At 42.4% G+C, this 21,240-nt stretch carries 21 protein-coding genes; 18 read left to right on the top strand and 3 right to left on the bottom strand.

What is annotated here, in order from left to right; translation table 11 throughout:
- Window positions 1-123 precede the first annotated feature (123 nt).
- Together V7K97_RS25420 and V7K97_RS25415 are read left to right on the top strand one after the other, a co-directional pair.
- A complete protein-coding gene (locus V7K97_RS25420) occupies window positions 124-834 on the top strand; it encodes a hypothetical protein (RefSeq protein ID WP_334803757.1) in 711 nt (236 codons plus the stop codon).
- A 371-nt stretch (window positions 835-1,205) separates the two neighbouring features.
- Entirely contained in the window at window positions 1,206-2,525 is a 1,320-nt protein-coding gene (locus tag V7K97_RS25415) for a hypothetical protein (protein ID WP_334803756.1), read from the top strand.
- Window positions 2,526-2,729: 204 nt separating this feature from the next.
- On the opposite strand, the gene V7K97_RS25410 is transcribed toward V7K97_RS25415, so the two are convergent.
- On the bottom strand, window positions 2,730-2,969 hold the full coding sequence (locus tag V7K97_RS25410) for a hypothetical protein (RefSeq protein WP_334803755.1): 240 nt from the start codon (window positions 2,967-2,969) through the stop codon (window positions 2,730-2,732).
- 92 nt (window positions 2,970-3,061) lie between these two features.
- On the opposite strand from V7K97_RS25410, the gene V7K97_RS25405 reads away from it, so the two are divergent.
- The 5 genes from V7K97_RS25405 to V7K97_RS25385 all read left to right on the top strand — a co-directional run bounded on the left by V7K97_RS25405 (window position 3,062) and on the right by V7K97_RS25385 (window position 6,038).
- Window positions 3,062-3,658, top strand: coding sequence for a tRNA-(ms[2]io[6]A)-hydroxylase (locus V7K97_RS25405; RefSeq protein WP_334803754.1), 597 nt, complete (start codon window positions 3,062-3,064; stop codon window positions 3,656-3,658).
- Window positions 3,659-3,676: 18 nt separating this feature from the next.
- Window positions 3,677-4,081, top strand: coding sequence for a VOC family protein (locus tag V7K97_RS25400; protein ID WP_334803753.1), 405 nt, complete (start codon window positions 3,677-3,679; stop codon window positions 4,079-4,081).
- A gap of 191 nt (window positions 4,082-4,272) precedes the next feature.
- Window positions 4,273-4,767, top strand: a complete 495-nt coding sequence (locus V7K97_RS25395) for a GNAT family N-acetyltransferase (RefSeq protein WP_334803752.1) — start codon at window positions 4,273-4,275, stop codon at window positions 4,765-4,767.
- Window positions 4,768-4,818: 51 nt separating this feature from the next.
- On the top strand, window positions 4,819-5,496 hold the full coding sequence (locus V7K97_RS25390) for a ComF family protein (RefSeq protein WP_334803751.1): 678 nt from the start codon (window positions 4,819-4,821) through the stop codon (window positions 5,494-5,496).
- Between the two features lie 86 nt (window positions 5,497-5,582).
- The gene (locus V7K97_RS25385) at window positions 5,583-6,038 is read left to right on the top strand and encodes a PPC domain-containing protein (RefSeq protein ID WP_334803750.1); all 456 of its coding nucleotides are present in this window, start codon (window positions 5,583-5,585) and stop codon (window positions 6,036-6,038) included.
- A gap of 89 nt (window positions 6,039-6,127) precedes the next feature.
- Here the strand turns inward: V7K97_RS25385 and cobS are convergent, their stop codons facing one another.
- Window positions 6,128-6,901: an adenosylcobinamide-GDP ribazoletransferase gene (gene cobS / locus V7K97_RS25380; RefSeq protein WP_334803749.1), complete on the bottom strand. Its 774-nt coding sequence runs from the start codon at window positions 6,899-6,901 to the stop codon at window positions 6,128-6,130.
- Between the two features lie 378 nt (window positions 6,902-7,279).
- Here cobS and V7K97_RS25375 point away from each other — a divergent pair, with 378 nt between their 5' ends.
- The 5 genes from V7K97_RS25375 to psbM all read left to right on the top strand — a co-directional run bounded on the left by V7K97_RS25375 (window position 7,280) and on the right by psbM (window position 10,233).
- Window positions 7,280-7,732, top strand: coding sequence for a hypothetical protein (locus V7K97_RS25375; protein ID WP_334803748.1), 453 nt, complete (start codon window positions 7,280-7,282; stop codon window positions 7,730-7,732).
- A 377-nt stretch (window positions 7,733-8,109) separates the two neighbouring features.
- Complete coding sequence (gene tgt / locus V7K97_RS25370) at window positions 8,110-9,258, top strand: tRNA guanosine(34) transglycosylase Tgt (RefSeq protein WP_334803747.1); 1,149 nt, start codon at window positions 8,110-8,112, stop codon at window positions 9,256-9,258.
- A 78-nt stretch (window positions 9,259-9,336) separates the two neighbouring features.
- A complete protein-coding gene (locus tag V7K97_RS25365; RefSeq protein ID WP_006195022.1) occupies window positions 9,337-9,474 on the top strand; it encodes a photosystem II reaction center protein K in 138 nt (45 codons plus the stop codon).
- A 185-nt stretch (window positions 9,475-9,659) separates the two neighbouring features.
- Window positions 9,660-9,956 (top strand): 2Fe-2S iron-sulfur cluster-binding protein, encoded by a 297-nt coding sequence (locus V7K97_RS25360; protein WP_334803746.1) that lies wholly within the window; start codon window positions 9,660-9,662, stop codon window positions 9,954-9,956.
- A 160-nt stretch (window positions 9,957-10,116) separates the two neighbouring features.
- Complete coding sequence (gene psbM, locus V7K97_RS25355) at window positions 10,117-10,233, top strand: photosystem II reaction center protein PsbM (RefSeq protein ID WP_084227279.1); 117 nt, start codon at window positions 10,117-10,119, stop codon at window positions 10,231-10,233.
- A gap of 431 nt (window positions 10,234-10,664) precedes the next feature.
- Here the strand turns inward: psbM and V7K97_RS25350 are convergent, their stop codons facing one another.
- On the bottom strand, window positions 10,665-11,111 hold the full coding sequence (locus V7K97_RS25350) for a winged helix-turn-helix transcriptional regulator (RefSeq protein ID WP_334803745.1): 447 nt from the start codon (window positions 11,109-11,111) through the stop codon (window positions 10,665-10,667).
- A gap of 144 nt (window positions 11,112-11,255) precedes the next feature.
- Here V7K97_RS25350 and V7K97_RS25345 point away from each other — a divergent pair, with 144 nt between their 5' ends.
- From V7K97_RS25345 to V7K97_RS25320, 6 genes are all read left to right on the top strand, one after another.
- Window positions 11,256-12,137: a pirin family protein gene (locus tag V7K97_RS25345; protein WP_334803744.1), complete on the top strand. Its 882-nt coding sequence runs from the start codon at window positions 11,256-11,258 to the stop codon at window positions 12,135-12,137.
- Between the two features lie 510 nt (window positions 12,138-12,647).
- Entirely contained in the window at window positions 12,648-13,832 is a 1,185-nt protein-coding gene (locus V7K97_RS25340; RefSeq protein ID WP_334803743.1) for an NAD(P)H-quinone oxidoreductase subunit H, read from the top strand.
- 156 nt (window positions 13,833-13,988) lie between these two features.
- Complete coding sequence (locus V7K97_RS25335) at window positions 13,989-17,483, top strand: helicase-related protein (RefSeq protein WP_334803742.1); 3,495 nt, start codon at window positions 13,989-13,991, stop codon at window positions 17,481-17,483.
- Between the two features lie 402 nt (window positions 17,484-17,885).
- Entirely contained in the window at window positions 17,886-18,446 is a 561-nt protein-coding gene (locus V7K97_RS25330) for a Uma2 family endonuclease (protein ID WP_334803741.1), read from the top strand.
- A gap of 1,537 nt (window positions 18,447-19,983) precedes the next feature.
- On the top strand, window positions 19,984-20,520 hold the full coding sequence (locus V7K97_RS25325) for a GAF domain-containing protein (protein WP_334803740.1): 537 nt from the start codon (window positions 19,984-19,986) through the stop codon (window positions 20,518-20,520).
- A gap of 180 nt (window positions 20,521-20,700) precedes the next feature.
- Entirely contained in the window at window positions 20,701-21,090 is a 390-nt protein-coding gene (locus V7K97_RS25320; RefSeq protein ID WP_334803739.1) for a VOC family protein, read from the top strand.
- Window positions 21,091-21,240: the final 150 nt, after the last annotated feature.

Genomic DNA, 21,240 nt, shown 5'->3' with positions numbered 1-21,240 from the left:
AAGCTAACCTCGACCAAATGAGGCAAACTATTAAATTTAACAAATGATTTAGGACTGCTAGATCAATGCTGATTTAGCAACGACTTGATTATTAACAACGTCAGCAAGAGTAACAGGAAAAACATGAATATCATTCTTCGTTTATTTGGAGCGATCGCTCTTCAAGTATCTGCGTTGGCTGCGATGTCTAGCATGGCAATGTCTGACGAAAATCCCTTACCCTTCCATACCCAGCAGACTCCTGCTGTTTCTCAACGGAAAACAACACAGAGGATTTGCTCTTTAGATCCTATTGAGGATTTATTACCTCCACCACAAACCAAGGCAAATAATTCTTTGCTTTCTTACCTTGCGGAACAAGGTTTTACACAGAATCAAGAGGGTTCTTGGGTCTGTTATGCGAATGATCCTAAAAAAGAAGGGCGTTACTTTACTCTGTTTAAGGTTAAACAAGTTGATCGCAGGCTCATAGCAAGTTCTTTTCTAGATGAGGGGAGTCTGATTCAGGGGCAGGAAAATCGTAGCTTGGACTTCTTTATGATGCTGATTGAGCATCATACGAATACTACTCAAGAGAACCGTCAGGGTATACGTAGATATTTAGAAGCCTTCGTTTCTTTGGTAAAGGAAGGGAAGATCAAACCCACAGCCCGTGGGTTTCTTTTCGACCAACCAAACCGGGCATTGGTCTCATATCACACACTCTCATCAGGAACTCTCAAAGGCACGGGAATCACGATCAATATTTATTTACCGAAGAAGATGTTTGAAAAGCCGCAAAGTGTACTAAAAACCCCTCTCCAAACCTCTCCCCCACAGGGAGAGAAGCTTTGAAACCCCTATTCTCTTTTAGGGAAGGCTTGCTGGGGAGTTAGCTTTCCGAGGCTTTGATATTACGAAAAATACTTTTCAAACATCCTCTAAGAGTTGAAGTGGGAGTGGGGGAGAAGAATTAATAACCAATACCGAATGGCACGAAGACAAGCCTTTGGGCTTGTCTCACCTAGTTCCCAGCCTGGAGCCTGGGAATGTCTTCTGAGGGGCTGCTGCCTCTGGTCAAGCTGCTGGAGGCGGCAGCCCCCCCAGAATGGGTTCCCAGCCTCTAGGCTGGGAACCAGTCAGGTCAAGGGCTGTATCTTTTCTTAGTGCCATTCGCCATTCAACCAATACCCAATTAAATTGCTGTCGTTTAGTGGAGGTGCATCTTGCCTAAATCAATTGTTCAAAGAATTGCGATATCGAAGGCGGCTCGCTTTGCGGCCATCGTATTTTCGTCTGTTGCAGTAGTACTCACTACGTGTCAGTCTGCTTTTGCACAGCTAAATATTGGACGCTATGGTATCCAACAAGGACTGGAGTCTGAGTATCTCCAATACCAAATCAATAATCCGAATCTGAGCCAGATGCAAGTCATTCCTGGATGTGATGTGGGATTTGGTCTGAGCTGCAATAAAACTGGATCGGTAATCCAGCAGTTAGTGGAGTTAAACAACGGGACTACCTATCAAAACCTCCTGATCAGAGCAGCCGGTGGGGAGAAAAACTTCCAGGATTTCGCTAGCTTTTACGGCAATAATCCCAATCTCTCTGCGGTGCCTTTCGCTTCATTTTGGAAAAATGAATCCCCCGCAATTATGGATGGATCTCAATACCTTCTTGGACAAAGTTTTGGTCGTAACCCCGTCGAAGGACTCGGACTTGTAACCAAGCAGTTCTACTGGGCACCTTACTCAGGAGTCAATAACTCCCTCAGCCCCCGTAATGGATTACTAGACTTGAAAATGTCATACGGACGACTGCTGTTTGAGGAGGCTTCCAAAATTCCCGACATTAAGGAGCAGATTCAGTCTCTAGGTTTGTCGCCAGAGATGACAAATTTTTATTTATATAAAATCTCTACAGGCTTGGATGCGTTGAATTCTGGAGATCAGAAACAACTCCAACAGAGGATTTTTGAAGTACTATCCTTTCCATACTCTGAAGATGGTGGGGAACTCGGACGTCCCAATAACGGGATTCCACAGGAATTGAATCAACTTTTAGGACAAGATATTGCAGGAGATATTTTACTGACTGACAATCCAGTACCGTTGGCGGGAGAAGCAATGAACCTTGATACTTTTCCTGCCTCTGCGGGAGATGTCTTGGTACCAGAGAGTTCTGATTCCTTTCCACTCTGGCCAATAATCGGAGTTGGAGGCCTTGCTTTAATTCTGCTTCTACTACTGGGTGGCGATAGTTCTTCAGCACAACCATCTGTTTCTTCAGTAAATACACCTTTGTCTCCCACCAACACTCCTTTGTCTCTGACTAGCAAAGGCGAATGTGATCTGAATCCTACTGGTAATGGTTCTGATCACACACAGATGATTGAGATTCCGTGTAATGTTACTCCTAAACCCCCTACGGAAGTGAGGAAGGTAGTGGAGCCATCTATGATCAAGGCGCTTTTATTGCTAATTGTTCTACTATGCATAGTCCGTTACAAACACCGGTCTTTGAAAATTCGTAATGACGCTCGATGACTCGCTACCGCTACGCTAACGTAATTCGTAATGACGCTTGCGGACTTGCTACTGCTACTCTCATGTAATTAAGTTTTGTAACAGCGATTTAGAAAGAGCCACAAAACTTGCTACTTGTTAGTCGCGATGAAACTTAAACCCCAAGAATTAGTTAAACAAAGACGTAAGCGGCATCGAGAGATTGACGCTTAGACAAGTGGCAGATCATTTTTCCTTGATATGATCCCCTTCAAATCGAAAAACTATTTGTTGCCCTCGTTGTTTTGGGTTCCAGCCTTGATCGATAGCATATAAGATGGCTTTCCTCAACAACCAGGGGGAAATAATGTTTCCTTGACACTCCACAACAACTGCCATCCCAGGTTCATCGTCTGGTTGCACGACCCAACGGTATTCAACACCATCAACTTTAATTAGCCTTGTGCCTTTTTTAGCAAGCGCCATAGTCGTCAAATTCTTTTGTCTTAAGTTATAGCTGTAAAATAAATTTGCTGCGGCTCTTTAGCTAAATTAAAATTCTGGAGTTTTGTGACTCTGTGCTTACTCAGTTACCGACTATCAATGCCCTGAAAAAACCCACTAGTTTGGCTTGGGTTGAACAAGCGATCGCTAACTTAGATATCATCTTACTCGACCACTCCCACTGTGAACGCAAAGCAGCAGGCGTGGCCTTGAACTTGATGTTTCGCTACCCTTCTAATAGTAAAATGGTACGGGAGTTAACAGCGATCGCCCGCGAAGAACTAGAACACTTTGAGCTAGTTAACCAATGGTTAGAACTCCGCAATATTCCCTTGGCTCCCTTACCACCGCCTCCCTACGGCGCGGGTTTAAAAGCTAATGTCCGCCCCAAAGAACCTGAGCGATTTTTGGATTCCTTACTAGTCACTGGTTTAATTGAAGCTCGCTCTCATGAACGCCTGGGATTATTAGCTGCTCACTGTCCAGAGCCAGAATTAGCAAAATTTTATCATGGGCTAATGGCGTCCGAAGCGCGTCACTACGGTATATATTGGGTTTTAGCTGCTACTTACTTCGACAGAGAAATTGTCATGCAACGCCTTGATGAATTGGCAATTGTCGAAAGCGAGTTGCTGGCGACTTTGCACCCAGAACCTAGAATTCACAGTTAGTAGACTAACCTAACAGGTATGAAGCTTCAGTTAACACATCTGAGACTGCTTGTATCCAACTACAAAGATTCTTTTCTGTTCTATCGGGATCTGCTGAAATTTGATGTCGATTGGGGCGATGAAGATAGCGGATATGCTGAGTTTAACACCGGATATCTCAAGCTGGGTTTGTTCAAAAAAGAATTAATGGCTGAAGTAGTCCCCAGAATCGAACAGCCTTCTTATGTTGTCAATCGAGATAAAATTGTCTTGATTTTTGCAGTCGATAACGTGGATGAGGTCTATGAGCAAGTAAAAGATCACAATGGGATCGTTGTGACTCAACCACAAGATCGCCCAGATTGGGGAATTCGCACAGCTCATTTCCGCGATCCTGATGGCAATCTCATCGAAATCTACAACAATCTCGGAATTGTCATTTAACGATAGGTAAAAGTCGCCACCGCTACTTCCTAGAGGGGTGGGTAGTTCATAGATGACTTTTTTTAGTACTGTTACAATTCAAGCCTTGAGAGTACCGCCTAAAATCGACTCTGCCAAAAAAGCTATTTGCTGGGTAAATTGGGATATAGATGCTCCTAAATTTTCTGTGTAAACTTGACCAGCAAATGGTAATGAAAAACTCTTATCAAGATTTTATAATTCGTGATTGGGTTGAAAGCGATCGCACAAGAGCCGCCGAAGTCATCAGTTATGTATTATCAGAATACGGTTTGGGCTGGGAACCAAACGGTGCTGATAGAGATGTACTGCGAGTAGAAGAATTTTATTTAGCTACTGGGGGAGAGTTTTGGGTAATTGAACACCAAAGCCAGTTAGTAGGTACTGGGGCATACTACCCCATACACCGTGGTGAAAAAGCTGTAGAAATCCGCAAAATGTATCTTTTGCCCAGCATCAGGGGTTTGGGATTAGGAAAATATTTGTTACAACAGCTAGAAGCAGCGATCGCAAAGCGTGGATTTGGGCAAATTTGGATTGAAACCGCCAGTGTTTTGGTGGAAGCAGTCAAGCTGTATGAAAGCAACGGCTACATTCCAGCAAGGGTGGATGTAGAAACAACAAGGTGCGATCGCGTGTATGTTAAGTCATTGGTCAATGGTCATTAGTCATTGGTCAAAGACTAAGGACTAAGGACAAATGACAAAGGACAATTCTAAATGCACACTTGGATTAAAAATCTCACAGGCTTACTCAATCTTTTTCTCCAATCCCATTGCCCTCTGTGTCAACGTGCAACTTCCCAAGAGTTGTGTCATAAATGCACCAGACAACTGCAAAAATGTCAACGTCAAGACCCGATTTCTTTGTGGCAAGAGCCACTACCAGTATTTGGCTGGGGCGAGTATGGTGGCCCGGTGAAACGGGCGATCGCAGCGATGAAATACGAAAATCAACCTCAAATAGCTCGTCCTTTAGGTCAATGGTTAGGAGAAGCATGGTTATTAAATTCACCGAGGCGAGATAGCCAGCCTGTGGTAGTTCCCATCCCACTCCACGCTAGCAAACAAAAGCAACGTAAATACAATCAAGCCGCACTAATAGCACAAAGCTTCTGTGAAATAACTGGATTAAAATTGAAACTAAACGGTTTAGCAAGAGTGCGAGAAACTGAAGCGCAATTTGGTTTATCGGTATCTAAACGAGAAAAAAACTTAGCTCAAGCTTTTGCTGTGGGGCAAGAATTTCGCGATCGTCCCCCAAATGTCCCAGTGCTGTTAGTGGACGACATTTATACTACTGGTGCTACTGCCAGGTCTGCTGTGCAAACACTTCGTCAGTATGGAATTGTAGTCTTAGGATTAGTAGCTGTAGCCACTGCCATCAAAGACGGATAAATGAAGGATTAATGGGCAAGCTTTCATAGATAATTGCATAAATTGACCGAATTACCCTATTTTTGTAGAAAAATTGCTTGAAATGTATGAATAAAGTTTTGGTGGCGGGTTTAAAGCAACTCATGATCATTCCTGCCGCATTGCTGGCAATAGGTATAAGTACAAGTGCAGCTTTTGCTCAAAATAAGTTGTATAGTCCAATCCCCTTATCTAACAGTACGGAAATTAATGATACCCTCTCAGATAAAGACATTCCCACTGGTCAAGGTGGGTTTGCCCGTGATTACGTAGTGAAGTTACAGAAGGGCGATAATTTAGCAGTTGACCTGTCATCTGAAAACTTTGACAGCATCATCACACTGCTGGGACCTGATGGTTCGACTGTAGGAGAAAATGATGACGGTCCTGATGGTACTAGCAATTCCCTACTATTTACTCGCATCGTAGAGACAGGGAATTATGTTATTCGTGTGCGGTCTTTTGGAGAAACTGGGGTTGGCGCTTTTAAACTCAAGGTGACGAAGTTGCAACCGATTAAATGAATTAGTCATTAGTCATTAGTCAGGAGTTAAAAATTCTTTTTCTGCGCCTCTGCTCCTCTATCCCCCTGATCCCTCATCTTCCTCATTTTTTAAAAGGCGGTCAGCACAGAGAGAAATAAGGCTTCAGTCCACTCAACGACTGCACCGTAGGTATCTCCAGTGTGTCCGCCTAGTTTGTGGTTGAACCATGCACCAGTTAAAGTGGCGATCGCACTTCCAACAACGATCATTGCCATTGGAAGAAATACCTGGTGTTTATCTATCAGCCAAAGTAACCCACTCAAACCAAACAACAACAACAATCCTGGTAACAAATCTTTGTAAGAACGAATGGCTTGTTTGTGAAATGCACCTTTACCAGTTGGTTTCAGATAAGGGTATCGCGCGATCGCTAGCTGTTGTCCCCAACGTCCCCAGCCACAAGCCGCCATCATCAACAACCAACGGTTTTCTGATATATCTGTCAAAGCTGTTGTTTTCAGTATCACTAAGGCGATGGCAGCCATTGCCCCAAATGCTCCTGTGGCACTATCTGCCATCACTTCCAATCGCCGCTCTGGGTCGCCCACTGCCAAACCATCGGCAGTATCCATTGCCCCATCTAAGTGCAATCCTCCAGTTATGGCAATCCAAACACTTACTACCAAAGCACTACGAGTTAGCACGGGCATACCAATATAATCCATCCCCATATCCAGCAACCCTAAAATTCCCCCAATTATCAACCCTACAAGGGAAGCAAGACGCGCCACTCCCCGAAAGTCTAATCCGTTCAAATACGGTAGTGGAATACTTGTGTAAAATATAATACTAGCTGCCAGTTTTAACAGCAGCTTTTTCCACCACTGTTGCTGTTTCGTCATCGGAATTAGATTAATATTTGGTAAACTACTGGATAATAGTCTTGATTTCGGTACAACCGACATGAACAGACTTTAAAACTTTAGATAAGATTTACTTCTATCAGATATTCTCCTTGAAAATTTTGTTATGCTGGTCTAAGTGCTACAGTAAATAATCTTGAGTGTTTTTTATACAAAAAACGAATGGTTTAGGAAGTGAAAATTCCATCAAGGAGCAAAATTTGTGTTTTGTATTCGTTAACTAAAAACTTACTCAAAATTATTTAGACGATTGCCCCACAAAATTGATATTTTTTTAAATGTAGGAAGTAAACAAGCTATTCAATTATGACAGTCTAGCTATGTTGTCGCTCTCCTTAGCTCAATCGCTATTTTCCTATGAGTCACCATCTACCCGACACCAGGATACCAGCTCCGTGCATTATTAACACGGGCATCATTGTGAATAAGCTCGACATCCGGCGATTGCTGACAGATTTAGGTCGAGTCCACTACATCTACACCCAAGAAGATAAGGTACTGAGCGAGGGTGAAGGGGATGTGATGGAAGTTTTTGCTAATCCACAAAGGTCTACCTTAGTGGCTAACCATGCGCTATATCTGAATGTTTGTAGTTTTGATTACTTGGAACTAAAACAGTCGTCGCAACAAGAAACCTACTTCGATTTGATGCAAGAAGGAGTGTGTCTGCGGTTGATTCCCCGCTCAACCCCTTTACAAGAGCGGCGAGAGCGAGGCTTCAATGTCAGCGCCATAGAAGCAATGATGGAGCAAGTACTTTCAGCCAGGTGGGATGCAGAAATTGACGATGACTGTTCTGATTCTTTCTAAATAACAATTATTTCAGTATATACTCGTAAAGTTGGTAACTAGGTTAATAGTGAATCCTTAAGTGTTCACTAAAACCCAATTACCAGTTATTATATTTGTCCATAATTTAGCCAAATAATATTAATTTTGCCCTAATACCTTATGGTTTTATGGCTGCTAGTTATGGATTTCTGAAACTCTTTACCGATTATAGGACTAGCCCTTTCAAGGTGACTAACGAAGATACGTTATTTCAGTGCTATCATCTTGAATCCTCCGCTCAGATTTTGGGCTTTTTGAAGGTTGAAATAAGCAATCTTCGTTCCAAATTTCACCACCTTGAAAGGGCTAGTCCTAAATTAGGGTTTCACAATCCAAAATCTAAAATCCAAAATGGCATGAGTGCGAATTTTTCTTTTCAATGTCTTGCTTGTTGTAGTCAAACCAAAGCTAGAGCCGGAGTGTTTTTCACTCCTCACGGTGTTGTGGAAACCCCCAGATTTATGCCCGTGGGAACGCTGGCTAATGTTAAAACTATCACCCCAGCACAGTTGCGAGATACTGGGGCACAAATGATCTTATCCAATACTTATCATCTTCACCTCCAACCAGGGGAAGCGATCGTGGCTGGGGGTGGTGGGTTGCATAAATTTATGGGTTGGAACGGGCCGATGCTCACAGATTCGGGTGGGTTTCAGGTGTTCAGCTTAAGCGAGATGCGAAAAATTACTGAAGAAGGCGTAACTTTCCGATCGCCCCACGATGGACAAATTATTAATTTAACACCAGAACGCTCCATTGAGATTCAAAATACTTTGGGGGCGGATGTAATCATGGCCTTTGATGAATGTCCGCCCTACCCAGCGACTCGCCAAGAGGTAGAAACTGCAACTGAGCGCACTTATCGCTGGTTAGAACGCTGTATCAAGGCTCATCAACGTAGCGATCAGGCGTTGTTTGGGATTGTGCAAGGGGGCGTGTATTTGGATTTGCGTTGTCGTGCGGCGGAAGCTTTAGCTAAGTTGGATTTGCCTGGATATGCTATTGGTGGGGTAAGTGTGGGAGAACCGCCAGAAATGATGGCTGAGATTGTCAAAGTCACAGCACCGCTTCTACCTGCCGATAAGCCGCGTTACTTGATGGGTGTGGGTACTTATCGGGAAATGGCGATCGCGATCGCATCTGGTGTAGATTTATTTGATTGCGTAATTCCCACACGCTGGGCGAGACATGGTACAGCCATAGTCCAAGGCGGACGCTGGAATTTGAAAAATGCGAAGTTTCGTGAAGATTTTACGCCATTAGATGAAACTTGCCCATGCTACAGTTGTCAAAATTTTAGTCGTGCTTACATATCTCATTTAGTGCGATCGCAGGAAATTTTGGCTTATACCTTGTTGAGCATTCACAACATTACCGAACTAATTCGCTTTACCCAAAAGATTAGAGAAGCAATATTGAGCGATCGCTTCACCACAGAATTTGGTCACTGGCTCAACTCATCTGAAGCAGCACCAGATGAGGGGGAAATTACAAATGACTATTGACAAATGATCAAGACCCAAACCATGTTAAAATACTTCTCAATTATGAAAGCTGTGTTGGATAGGTGGATTTAAACAAACATGGAAGCAGCACTTTTATTAGCAAAACTGCCTGAAGCATACCAAATCTTCGATCCTTTGGTAGATGTTCTCCCAGTTATCCCCGTATTCTTCTTGTTGCTTGCTTTCGTTTGGCAAGCAGCCGTAGGATTTAGGTAAGTTAATCTATTTTTCAAAAAATAGGACAGGTGGAGTACCTGTCCTATTTTTTTGTAGCGCCATATTTTACAAAGTTAATATTTATTAATATCTTGTAATGAATTGAGATAATAAATAAGATGTTAATCAAGCCATGTCAATATGAAGCCTTGAAAGCCAAGCTTACAGTCAAGGAGGAATCAGTTATGGGTAATATCAAATTCGTTAAAGAGAATAAAGAAGTAGTGGCGGCAGATGGTGCAAATCTTCGGCTCAAAGCCATGCAAAATGACATTGATATATATACATTCATTGGCAAGATGACGAATTGCGGTGGTAATGGTCAGTGTGGCACTTGCGTTGTCGAGATAGTCGAAGGACTAGGAAATCTTTCCCCCCGCACAGACGTAGAAAACCGGAAATTCAAGAAAAAGCCGGAAAATTATCGCCTTGCCTGTCAAACTTTAGTGAATGGCTCAGTCAGCGTAGTCACCAAGCCTTAAATTCTCAAATCTTCCATTAGTTCAAGTTGTATCCAGTCATAAGTAAAAATACTTACCAAAATAGAGTTTACTCATTTGGAATTTTGAATTGGTATAACTCTGTCATTGATGATGCTATCCTAATGTTGTTGACTGGAAATTTAAGAGAGGTTTTCTTGCCATGCAAGTTAATGACCTAGGGTTCATAGCGAGCATTTTGTTCGTACTAGTCCCTGCTGTGTTTTTACTAATTCTGTACATCCAAACTGCTAGCCGAGAAGGTGGAAAAGATAGTTAAGAGTTTGTGTATAAAATAAATAACCCCTACACTATTGGTGCAGGGGTTTTTATTTATCAACTTTTCCAGGCTTTCATTGAAAGCGGCGGGACGGCTATCCCTCTACAGACAGATGGGGATGGAGTTTTTTATTTCTCGGTATCCTAGTGTAAAGGCTTTAGGCGTAGCACCAGTATATAGGATTCCTATTTGATTTTTGAACAAAATTAGGTACTGTAGGGTGCGTTAGGATGAAATCCGTAACGCACCATTCGTAAGGATTTAGTGCGTTACGCTGTCGCTAACACACCCTACGTATCTTTTTGAAAATCAAATAGTAGTCCTATAGCAATCCTAAATGAGTTGTGAAAATGCGCGATGTCCAGATACCTGACTTCTCGAAGAAGTCGGGGATCTAATTTTTCACGAATGATTAAGGATTGCTATATTTATTAGCTTTTATTAGTAAATGATTTCTTATTTTCGTCTATTTTAAATGAGAGAAGAGCATTATTTTGAGCAAATTTCTGCTGCGCTAGAGAGATTTCGGGATAGTTTGTCTGCGCCCATGAAGCAAGCGCCTTAACTGGTTCTAGAAGTGTTCGTCCCAGTGTTGTTAGTTCGTAATAAACACTGGGCGGTAGTGTTGGCGAAACTGTGCGCGTCATTAACCCATTACGTTCAAGCTCACGCAATGTGCGGGTAAGCATTCGCTGAGAAATGCCATCAATTAGTCGGCGTAATTCACTGAAACGTAGTGGACCATCACTGAGTATCACAACAATCAATACACTCCATTTATCACCAACAAGACTTAACACTTCGCGCACGGGGAGACAGTATTGTTCAGTATGGTTGATATTTTTAGAGGGAGGAACATTGTTGTAACCTTCTGACATAATTGTGCCTTCTTGCGGTCATTTTTCTTAGTTACTATAATATACCTTGTTACCTCTAATAACTAGGTAACTTGCAATAACTTCAGCTTTGACAGACGCGAAAAACAGGCAAATGAAATATCTGAATAAGGCAGCCTAATGATTATGGAAAAATCAAGCATCACACCTTTGCATTTGAAAACAGTAGACAGTATCTCCTCAAACATTTCCACGCGCCGGATCATTCATCGTACCTGGGGGCAGCGAAACGGACAGATCACTCGTTTGGTCAGTCCATCTGATGTTGGAGAGCTAATCAAGCCGTTCGTATTCCTCGATTATTTTGAGGCGCAACCTCTGAGCGCATCTGGCTTTGGCTGGCATCCGCACTCAGGCATTGCGACAATTACCTTTATGTTGTCGGGTGAAGCATCTTATGAAGACAGCACGGGAAAGCAAGGTATTCTTCCACAGGGAGGTGTTGAGTGGATGCGTGCTGGTAGTGGTGTCTGGCATCAGGGGGGAACTATTGGCGGCTCACTCATGCAGGGCTTTCAACTTTGGATCGCCTTACCGCCTGAGCAAGAGCTTGCTCCTGCACAAAGTGTCTATCTGCCTCCCCATGAAGTAGAGGAGTCAGGGGCGGTGCGTGTGGTGTTAGGTCGCTACGGGACTGCAAAAAGCCCTATTGCTGCACCGCCATCTATAAATTACCTCGCCGTGCGACTGAAAGATAGCGAACACTGGCACTTTGAACCAGATGCAGGTCACACCGTGTGCTGGGTCGCTGTACAGGCTGGAATACTGCATACTGACGATCAGACTTTGGCATCTGGTGAGCTTGTGGTTTTTGATGAATCAGATGCTGCTATCGATTTCCATGCCCAAGGTGACACTACATTTGTGCTTGGTTCCGCCATCAAGCATCCACACGATCTGGTGTTGGGTTACTACTCGGTTCACACCAGCCCTGATGCCTTAGATCAAGGCGAAACTGAGATTAAACGCATCGCTAACAGGCTTCGGAGTGAGGGACGCTTGCCCTAAGTATGTGTGTCATTTCGGATGAAGTACTCCTGACTACTTAGTTGAGTCAGGAGTTTCTGGCACTTTGTTTATAGAGATTATCTAGAGGTGCTGCCTTGATAGGGCGATCGCACCCTTAAAATCAGAAATGTCCAAAATTGTTGATCGCGATCGCCCTATTGAGTGTGATATATGCGTGAAATTTTGTCCAGAGCAATAATTGTCGCCTCCTGAACCTCAGTAATTAATGATTAAATTATTCGACCTGTCCCCTTGTCTGGGCACCATGAGGTGAAAAAAATCTGCTGCCTTAATTAAGTGGATATCGAGCTTCCATATAATAGTTAAAGAAGTGCAACAAAATGAAACATCAAGTAAAATCCCTCCTCTGTCACCCTTAGAATTCATTGTGAATTCTGACTCCTAACTCCTGAATTCTGTTATAAATTGGGTCTAGTTGGCATCTGAGCGGTTCAATTCAAAATTTTGCCTTCGGCAGGTACACGAACACAACAGGAGAACACGAAATCTATGACCAGACTAGAAACCCGCACTGAACCTATGGTGCTAAACATGGGGCCACATCACCCTTCAATGCACGGGGTTCTGCGGCTAATCATGACTCTGGATGGCGAAGATGTCGTTGATTGTGAACCGGTTATCGGCTATTTGCACCGGGGAATGGAAAAAATTGCCGAAAACCGCACTAATGTAATGTACGTCCCCTACGTTAGTCGCTGGGACTACGCTGCGGGAATGTTCAACGAAGCCGTAACTGTCAACGCCCCAGAAAAGCTTGCAGGTGTCGCTGTCCCCAAACGCGCTAGCTACATCCGCGTCATCATGTTGGAGTTGAACCGCATTGCTAACCACTTGCTGTGGTTTGGTCCGTTCCTGGCTGACGTGGGCGCTCAAACTCCTTTCTTCTATCAGTTCCGGGAACGGGAGATGATTTATGATTTGTGGGAAGCCGCTACAGGTTATCGGATGGTGAATAATAACTACTTCCGCGTTGGTGGGGTAGCAGCCGATTTGCCTTACGGTTGGGTAGATAAGTGTCTGGAATTTTGCGACTACCTCTTGCCCAAAGTTGATGAGTATGAACGTTTAGTAACCGATAATCCCATCTTCCGGCGACGTGTTGAAGGTATTGGTACTATCACCCGTGAAGAAGCAATTAATTGGGGACTTTCTGGCCCAATGTTACGCGCATCTGGCGTGCAATGGGATTTGCGAAAAGTTGACCATTACGAATGTTATGACGATTTCGACTGGGATGTGCAGTGGGAAACCGCCGGTGATTGCTTTGCCCGTTATGTGGTGCGGATGCGAGAAATGCGCGAATCTGTGAAGATTATTCGCCAAGCAATTAAAGGACTTCCTGGCGGCCCTTACGAAAATCTGGAAGCGAAGCGTTTAGCCGCAGGTAAAAAATCAGAGTGGGACGCATTTGATTATCAATACATCGGCAAAAAAGTTTCGCCCACCTTTAAGATTCCCAAGGGTGAAATCTACTCTCGTGTCGAAAGTGGCAAAGGTGAATTGGGAATTTATCTGGTTGGCGATGATAATGTTTTCCCCTTACGGTGGAAGATTCGCGCAGCAGACTTCAACAACCTCCAAATTGTACCGCATTTACTGCGCGGCATGAAAGTTGCAGATATTGTGGTGATTCTTGGCAGTGTTGACGTAATTATGGGATCTGTGGATAGGTAGAAAATATTTATCTAAACATTTTTTAGAGCAGTTGTATTATGCAACTGCTCTTTTTTTTATAATTTTTGAAGACGCGATAAATCGCCGTCTCTAATCTAGCATAAAAATTTTTTACTCGTATAACAGATGTACGAAATATTTATAGAGTTTTGAGTAATGCCCCGTATCTTTGACAACATTGATTTACAATTGCTACCGATTTTACGAGAAACCCTCAAAGTCTCTTACCGAGCAGATTTTTGTGTTGGCTACTTCAACCTCAGAGGTTGGCGAAGAATTGATGATTTGATTGAACAGTATGTTGGTAGTGAAAATGCTTGTTGTCGTTTACTAATTGGGATGCAAACCTTGCCCAGTGATGAAGTTCATGCAGCATTTAGTTTTGTTGGTGGTGATGGACGGATTGATAACAGTAGCATCGTGCGGTTTAAAAAACGGATGGCGGCGGAATTTCGCCAGCAGTTGACTATCGGTGCGCCGACTAATCAGGATGAAGCGGGGTTGCGGCGGTTAAGTCATCAGCTAAAAACTCAGAAACTAATTATTAAACTGTTTCTGCGCCATCCCCTCCACGCCAAATTATATCTTGTGCATCGCCATGACCCCAATACTCCAACGGTGGGATTTTTAGGTAGTAGCAATTTAACTCTTCCCGGACTGGCAAAACAAGGGGAGTTGAATGTTGATATTTTAGACCATGATGCTTGCAATAAACTGCAAAAGTGGTTTAGCGATCGCTGGCAAGATTACGGTTGTGTAGATATATCTCAAGAATTGGCTGAAATTATCGATCAAAGTTGGGCGAGATATGAGTTGGTCTCACCTTACTACATCTACCTGAAGATAGCTTACCACTTATCTCATGAAGCGATCGCTGGAATTTCCGAATTCCGCATCCCCCGCGAATTTAACAATTTATTTGATTTCCAAAAAGCCGCCGTCCAGCTAGCAGCACGTCATGTAACTAGGCGTGGTGGCGTATTAGTGGGTGATGTGGTCGGTTTGGGCAAAACTTTAGTTGGAACCGCCTTAGCTAAGATATTACAAGAAGATTGTTTTTTAGAAACACTAATTATTTGCCCAAAAAACTTGGTGCAAATGTGGCAAGAATATGTCAATAACTATCGGCTACTTGCCGAAGTTATGCCCATTAGTCAAGTCCAAAATAAATTACCGAAACTCCGCCGTTATCGAGTTGTGTTAATTGATGAAAGTCACAACTTACGGAACCGCGAAGGCAAACGTTATCGAGCAATTATAGAATATATTGCGGCTAACGAAAGTAAATGTATTTTATTATCTGCTACTCCTTACAATAAAAGTTATCTTGACCTTTCCGCCCAACTGCGGCTATTTGTACCAGAAGACCAAGATTTAGGATTAAGACCAGAAGCTTTAATTAATGAACTTGGTGGCAGTTCTATCGGAGAATTAGAGTTTATTAGAAAACATCAATGTTCAGTCCGTTCTTTAGCGGCTTTTGAAAAAAGTGAACACCCTGATGACTGGCGAGAATTGATGAAGCGTTACATGGTGCGACGCACTCGCTCTTTTATTAAAGATAATTATGCCCACACAGATGAAACCGGGCGTAAATATTTAGAATTTTTTGATGGGAGACGTTCTTATTTTCCCCAGCGTATACCTCGCAGTCTCAAGTTTCCTCTAGAAAGTTCTAACACTGACTCTTATTCTCATCTTTACTCAGAGTTAGTAGTAGAAGTAATTAATCAACTTAATTTACCTCGTTATGGGCTAGGAAATTATATTATTGCTAAACCCAAACAATTACCTACAGATATCGAGCAACGCTTTCTTAATAGCTTATTTCGTGGCGGTAGGAGGTTAATGGGTTTTTCTCGCACTAACTTATTTAAACGTTTAGAAAGTAGTGGTGTTGCTTTCCTTCAATCAATTGAACGCCACATTTTACGGAACTTCATTTATTTGTATGCTTTAGAGAAGGGGCTTGATATTCCCATTGGAACTCAGGAAGCTGAGTTATTAGATACAAGTAATAATGATGAAGATGCCGATTCTGTAGCAGCAGCTTTGTTTGATACAGAAACAGAAGAAGATGATTCTGACAATTCAGGTGATGTGGAAAAGCTAACGCGGAACCTAACCCCCCAGCCCCCTTCCCTACTAGGGAAGGGGGAGAATTCAAAGCCTCTCGAAAAGCAGGAGAGAGGTTTTCCAGATGAGGATGAGAAGGCATTTAAGACAGAAAAAGTTTTTCGTCAAAGAGCAGAGTCAATTTATCAAGAATATACAACTCGATATCAACGACGATTTAAGTGGTTGCGGTCTACACTTTTTGACATTAAAAAACTGAAACGGGATTTGCTAGAAGATGCCAAAGCACTGATTAATGTCCTGCAAGAGTGTGGTGAGTGGAATTATCAAAAAGATGAAAAGCTTGCTGCCTTAATCAAACTGCTAACAAAAACTCACCCCAAAGATAAAGTACTGATTTTTACACAATTTGCCGATACAGTCCGTTACCTTACAGACAATTTGCAGTTGAGTCATATTACTCATATTGCAGGGGTGACAGGTCAATCTAAAGACCCGACAGCAATGACGGGAAGATTTAGCCCTGTGAGTAATGGAAAACGCGAGGAAATTTCATTATCAGATGAATTGCGTATTTTAATAGCTACCGATGTTTTGAGTGAAGGTCATAATTTGCAAGACTGTGCAATTATCGTCAATTGGGATTTACCTTGGGCGATTATTCCTTTAATTCAACGTGCAGGGAGGGTAGACCGCATTGGGCAAAATGCTGATAAAATTCTCTGTTATTCTTTTTTACCAGCTGAAGGGGTAGAACGGATTATTAATTTGCGGGGACGACTCCGCAAACGACTACAAGAAAATGCTGAAGTCGTGGGAACTGATGAAGCATTTTTTGAAGATGATGATGCACGAGTAATTCTCGACCTCTACAACGAGAAATCTGGAGTTTTAGATGGGGAAGAAGACACAGAAGTTGACTTAACTTCGGAAGCATTTCAAATTTGGAAAAAAGCCACCGATGGTAATCCAGGTTTGAAAAAAACCATTGAAGAAATGCCAAATGTGGTTTATTCTACTCGCGCCCATACTCCGCAACCTGTGCAACCGGAAGGGGTATTGCTGTATATGAAAACCACTGAGGGGAATGATTCTTTGATTTATGTTGACCGTGATGGAAATAGCGTTACTCAATCGCAATTAGCAGTTCTTCGAGTGGCGGCGTGTGAAGAATCTACCCCAGCGATACCGAGAGATAAACAGCATCACGAGTTAGTGCAAAAAGGTGCTGAGTTGATTGCTGAAGAAGAGAAAAATGCCGGGGGTCAATTGGGGCGACCATCAGGTGCAAGATTCCGCAGTTATGAACGACTGAAGAGTTATGTTCAAGAAATGAAGGGAACACTATTTGTTAGCGAAGAACTTTTAAAAGCAATTGATGAAATTTACCGTTATCCTTTGCGACAGTCAGCCATTGATACTCTCAATCGTCAACTCAGAAGTGGTATTAATAATCAGCAGTTGGCTGAGTTAGTAGTGGCGCTACGGATGGATGACCGTTTGTGTATTGTCACAGAAGAACTTGAGAAACGAGAACCTCAAATTATTTGTTCTTTAGGATTATTTCAAGATTAGTAAATTAAAGTTTGTAGTAAGGGAGCATCCCAATTTTGCTTAAATCTTTTCCCTCACCCCCAGCCCCTCTCCCATTTTTGGGAGAGGGGAGACATAATTCTAGTTCTCCTTCTCCCATTTTTGGGAGAAGGGGTTAGGGGATGAGGGCTATCAAGGTTTTTGCACATTTGGGATGCTCCCTGTAGTCAGGACTTTACTGACTTTTCACGTCATGTGGAAAAGCCGATGAAAGACCTAACCCCCTAGCCAGCTTCCCGACACGAGAAGGGGGAAAATTCAAAGTCTTTAACGCCACGTGCAACAAGAGTGGCTCGCCGCCCAACGCAGTGGCTCCTCCTTGTAGGAGAGAGATTTAGAGAGAGGTTTTCAAGATATAATAAAACTATTTTAGGAGTAATTTTTATGGTCGTATTATCATCTAATCTTTCTTTAACAGAGTTTCTGCAATTACCAGAAACTAAACCAGCTAGTGAATATATTGATACAAAAACCTACCAAAAACCAATGCCACAGGGAAAACATAGCAGAATTCAAACTCGTTTATCAACGGAAATTAATCAGGTAAGTGAATCTCAGGAAATAGCTTTAGCATTAACTGAATTACGCTGCACATTTGGAGGACGTTCTTTAGTTCCAGATATTGCTGTATTTGAGTGGTCACGGCTTGTTGTTGATGAAGATGGAGAAATTGCCAATAAGTTTGAAATTTATCCAGATTGGATAATTGAAATTCTATCCCCTGACCAATTTCCTAACCGTGTGATTGATAAAATCATTTTCTGTATTAATCATGGTACAAAACTAGGTTGGTTTATTGACTCTAACGATAAATCGGTGATGGTATTTCAACCTAATAAATTGCCAGAAGTAAAATATAATAATGATAAATTGACTGTTCTTGATGTATTAGCAGATTGGCAAATTACGCCAGCAGATATATTTAGTTGGTTAAAAGTGAAATAGTTCATAAAATATAGTTCTTCTTGGTAGCAAAACGTTTTAGATCCCCCTAAATCCACGCCACGTGCTTCTCCCTTGGCGCTAGCCTCTCCCTTTGGGAGAAGGGGAGACGCTGCGCGAACAAGTCGGGGAACCGCAAGGGCGCAGTCGCTCCCCTTAAAAAGCAGGGCTGATTCATTCCCCAAAAGACCTTAATTTACAAGCGTATCAGTCAAAAAAATCAGGTTTTTAAACACTCTAATTGGGTCAAAAACCAGGCGATCGCACTTAAATTTACCGATTGAAACAGTAATTTTTCGATTACCAACTCACTAAATTTTCTGGTTGATACTCTTGACAAAATTCTGATCTGAACGAATGAAACAGCCCTGCCTTAAAAAGGGCGACTTTGACTCCGTTTCCTCCCTTTTTAAGGGAGCTAAATTTACCAGCTTTACGACTCATATTTAATAGGACTTACGCAAAACTACACGCGCTCAGGGGCAATTCATGAATTGCCCCTACCTAAAAATCAGGGTTTTAGCTATTGTTTGCGTAAGTCCTGTTTAATTTTTGAAATACAGGTAGGGTGTGTTATCGCGTCAGGGTAACGCACCGTCAGAGGTTTTCGGTGCGTTAGGACTAAAGTCCATAACGCACCCTACCAGATTCTCTCAATTTTTCTTTAGTTTACGTTCGCATAGCCGCGAATTCTATTCGCCCTGGCTCTAAGAGGATGTTTGAAAAGTCCTTAGCTGTGATTTTAGGCACTGATTGATCCCCCCTAACCCCCCTTAAAAAGCAGGGCTGTTTCATTCGATCTCTTAGAGATTTTGTCAATAGTATAAGTCAGAAATTTGCTTGATTTGGTTATCGAAAAGATACCACCTCAACGAGTAAATTTCAGTGCGATGTCTACGACGGGCTACGCCTACGCGATTTTCTCGCCCAATCAGATTTTTTAGTCACCTGACTTTTTTGCTTGAAATGCTTGTAAATCAGAGTCTTTTAGGGAATGAAACAGCCCTGCCTTAAAAAGGGGGGAACCGGAATCAAAGTCCCCCAATTTATCGTGGGATTTAGGGGGATCTTACGATGTCTTGCATTGTGTACAAAGATGTGTATATACCGTAGCCTTTTAACAGAAAGGTCAAAGTCTATTGCATACAAAGGAGCAATCGCTATATTTATTGCCTCAAACTATAAAAAATTGAGCATATTATTTATATATTTGCAAAAATCTTAACTTTTAAGTTATAATTAGGGATTTTCTTTGGTGAAAATTAAAATTGTAATTTCTTAATAATTTATTTTAAATTCACGGAAGAGGTTGACTAGTACGACACGGTGTAAATAAAGCAACCATTTTAAATAGCCAGAAAGCCTACAAAATAAGCATTCTTTCTTTTTACTTTTGCCTTTTTACTTTTGCCTTCTTGTACTAGTGTTATGTTTTGTTAAAATGGGGTTGCTACTATAAATACTAGATATGTATTTAAATAAGGTCTAATAAATTACTATATAAATCCGGCAGCATTTACCTAGTCGTAATTTGAGAACCGTGCAAATTCATCCTCAATCAAAATTTAACCAAAACCGCGATCGCCGCGAACAGGGTTTGCAAAACTTGCTCGATCGCCTTGTTAAATCAATGCACCGCGATGAGTTAGTCCGGCAAACAACGAACCAACTCAGAGAATCGCTTCATGTTGATCGGGTGGTGTTGTATTATTTTTACGGGCAGTGGCAAGGACAGGTGACTTTTGAATCTTTGAGTTCTAAAGAATTCTCAATACTTGGTTCAACTGGCCCAGATGGTTGTTTTAACGACCAGTATGCTGCTTTATACTTAGCAGGACGGGTAAAGGCGATCGCTGATATTGAATTAGAGCCAATCGAGCCTTGTCACCGAGATTTTCTCAGCAATATGCAGGTTCGTGCCAACCTAGTTGTACCAATTTTGATTCCTAGAGGATTATGGGGATTGCTAGCGGCACATCATTGTCAAGGGTCTCATGATTGGTCGCCATCAGATATAGAAATGATGCAAACAGGGGCGCAAATTCTAGCAACAGCCCCTTACATCCTAGAAAGTTAAATATAATTCGTAATTCATGCCGCGTGCAACTCAAACCTAACCCCCAACCCCTTCCCGACAAGGGAAGGGGAGCAAGAATTAAGTTAAAAGGGCGGTTAGAAACCGTGGCTACATGAGGCAAAACCCACCGACCTGGGTTGAAAATACTCAATTTGATTTTTCTAATCAGGAGAAAGAATTATGAAATTTGGTTATACGGTCATCTGGGTAGACGATGTAGTTAAGACGGTTGAGTTTTACGAAAAAGCATTTGGTCTGGTTCGTCGCACTCTCGAAGATAGGGGGCAGTTTATTTGGGCTGAAATCGAAACCGGAAACACTACACTAGCTTTCTCTTCTAGTAGCGAAGCCCAAAAGTTATTTCCTGGCGGCTTCCATCCCAACGATGCCACACAACCACCGGCATTAATCCAGATATCATTTATCACTCCTGATGTTGGCAGCGCTTATATCAGAGCGATCGGAGCAGGTGCAAAAGCATTAGATGCTCCTAAAGCCCAGCCTTGGGGACAAACAATTGCTCGTGTCCGCGATCCTAATGGTGTGTTGGTGTCGTTGGTGAGTGGCTAAGTAGTCAAATAGGACTAGGGCGTGTTTTCAAAGTCTTAGATCCCCCCAACCCCCTTAAAAAGGCTTGCTCAGAGTCTCTTAAAGTCCCCCAATTTATCGGGGGATTTAGGGGGATCTAAAAAGTTAGGAGCCTAAGGGATTTCCAAGAAA

It is taken from the genome of Nostoc sp. (assembly GCF_036917815.1).
GTDB lineage: Bacteria > Cyanobacteriota > Cyanobacteriia > Cyanobacteriales > Nostocaceae > Nostoc.
The sequence above is the reverse complement of the archived record's forward strand: the minus strand, read 5'-3'. Positions and strand labels throughout refer to the sequence as shown.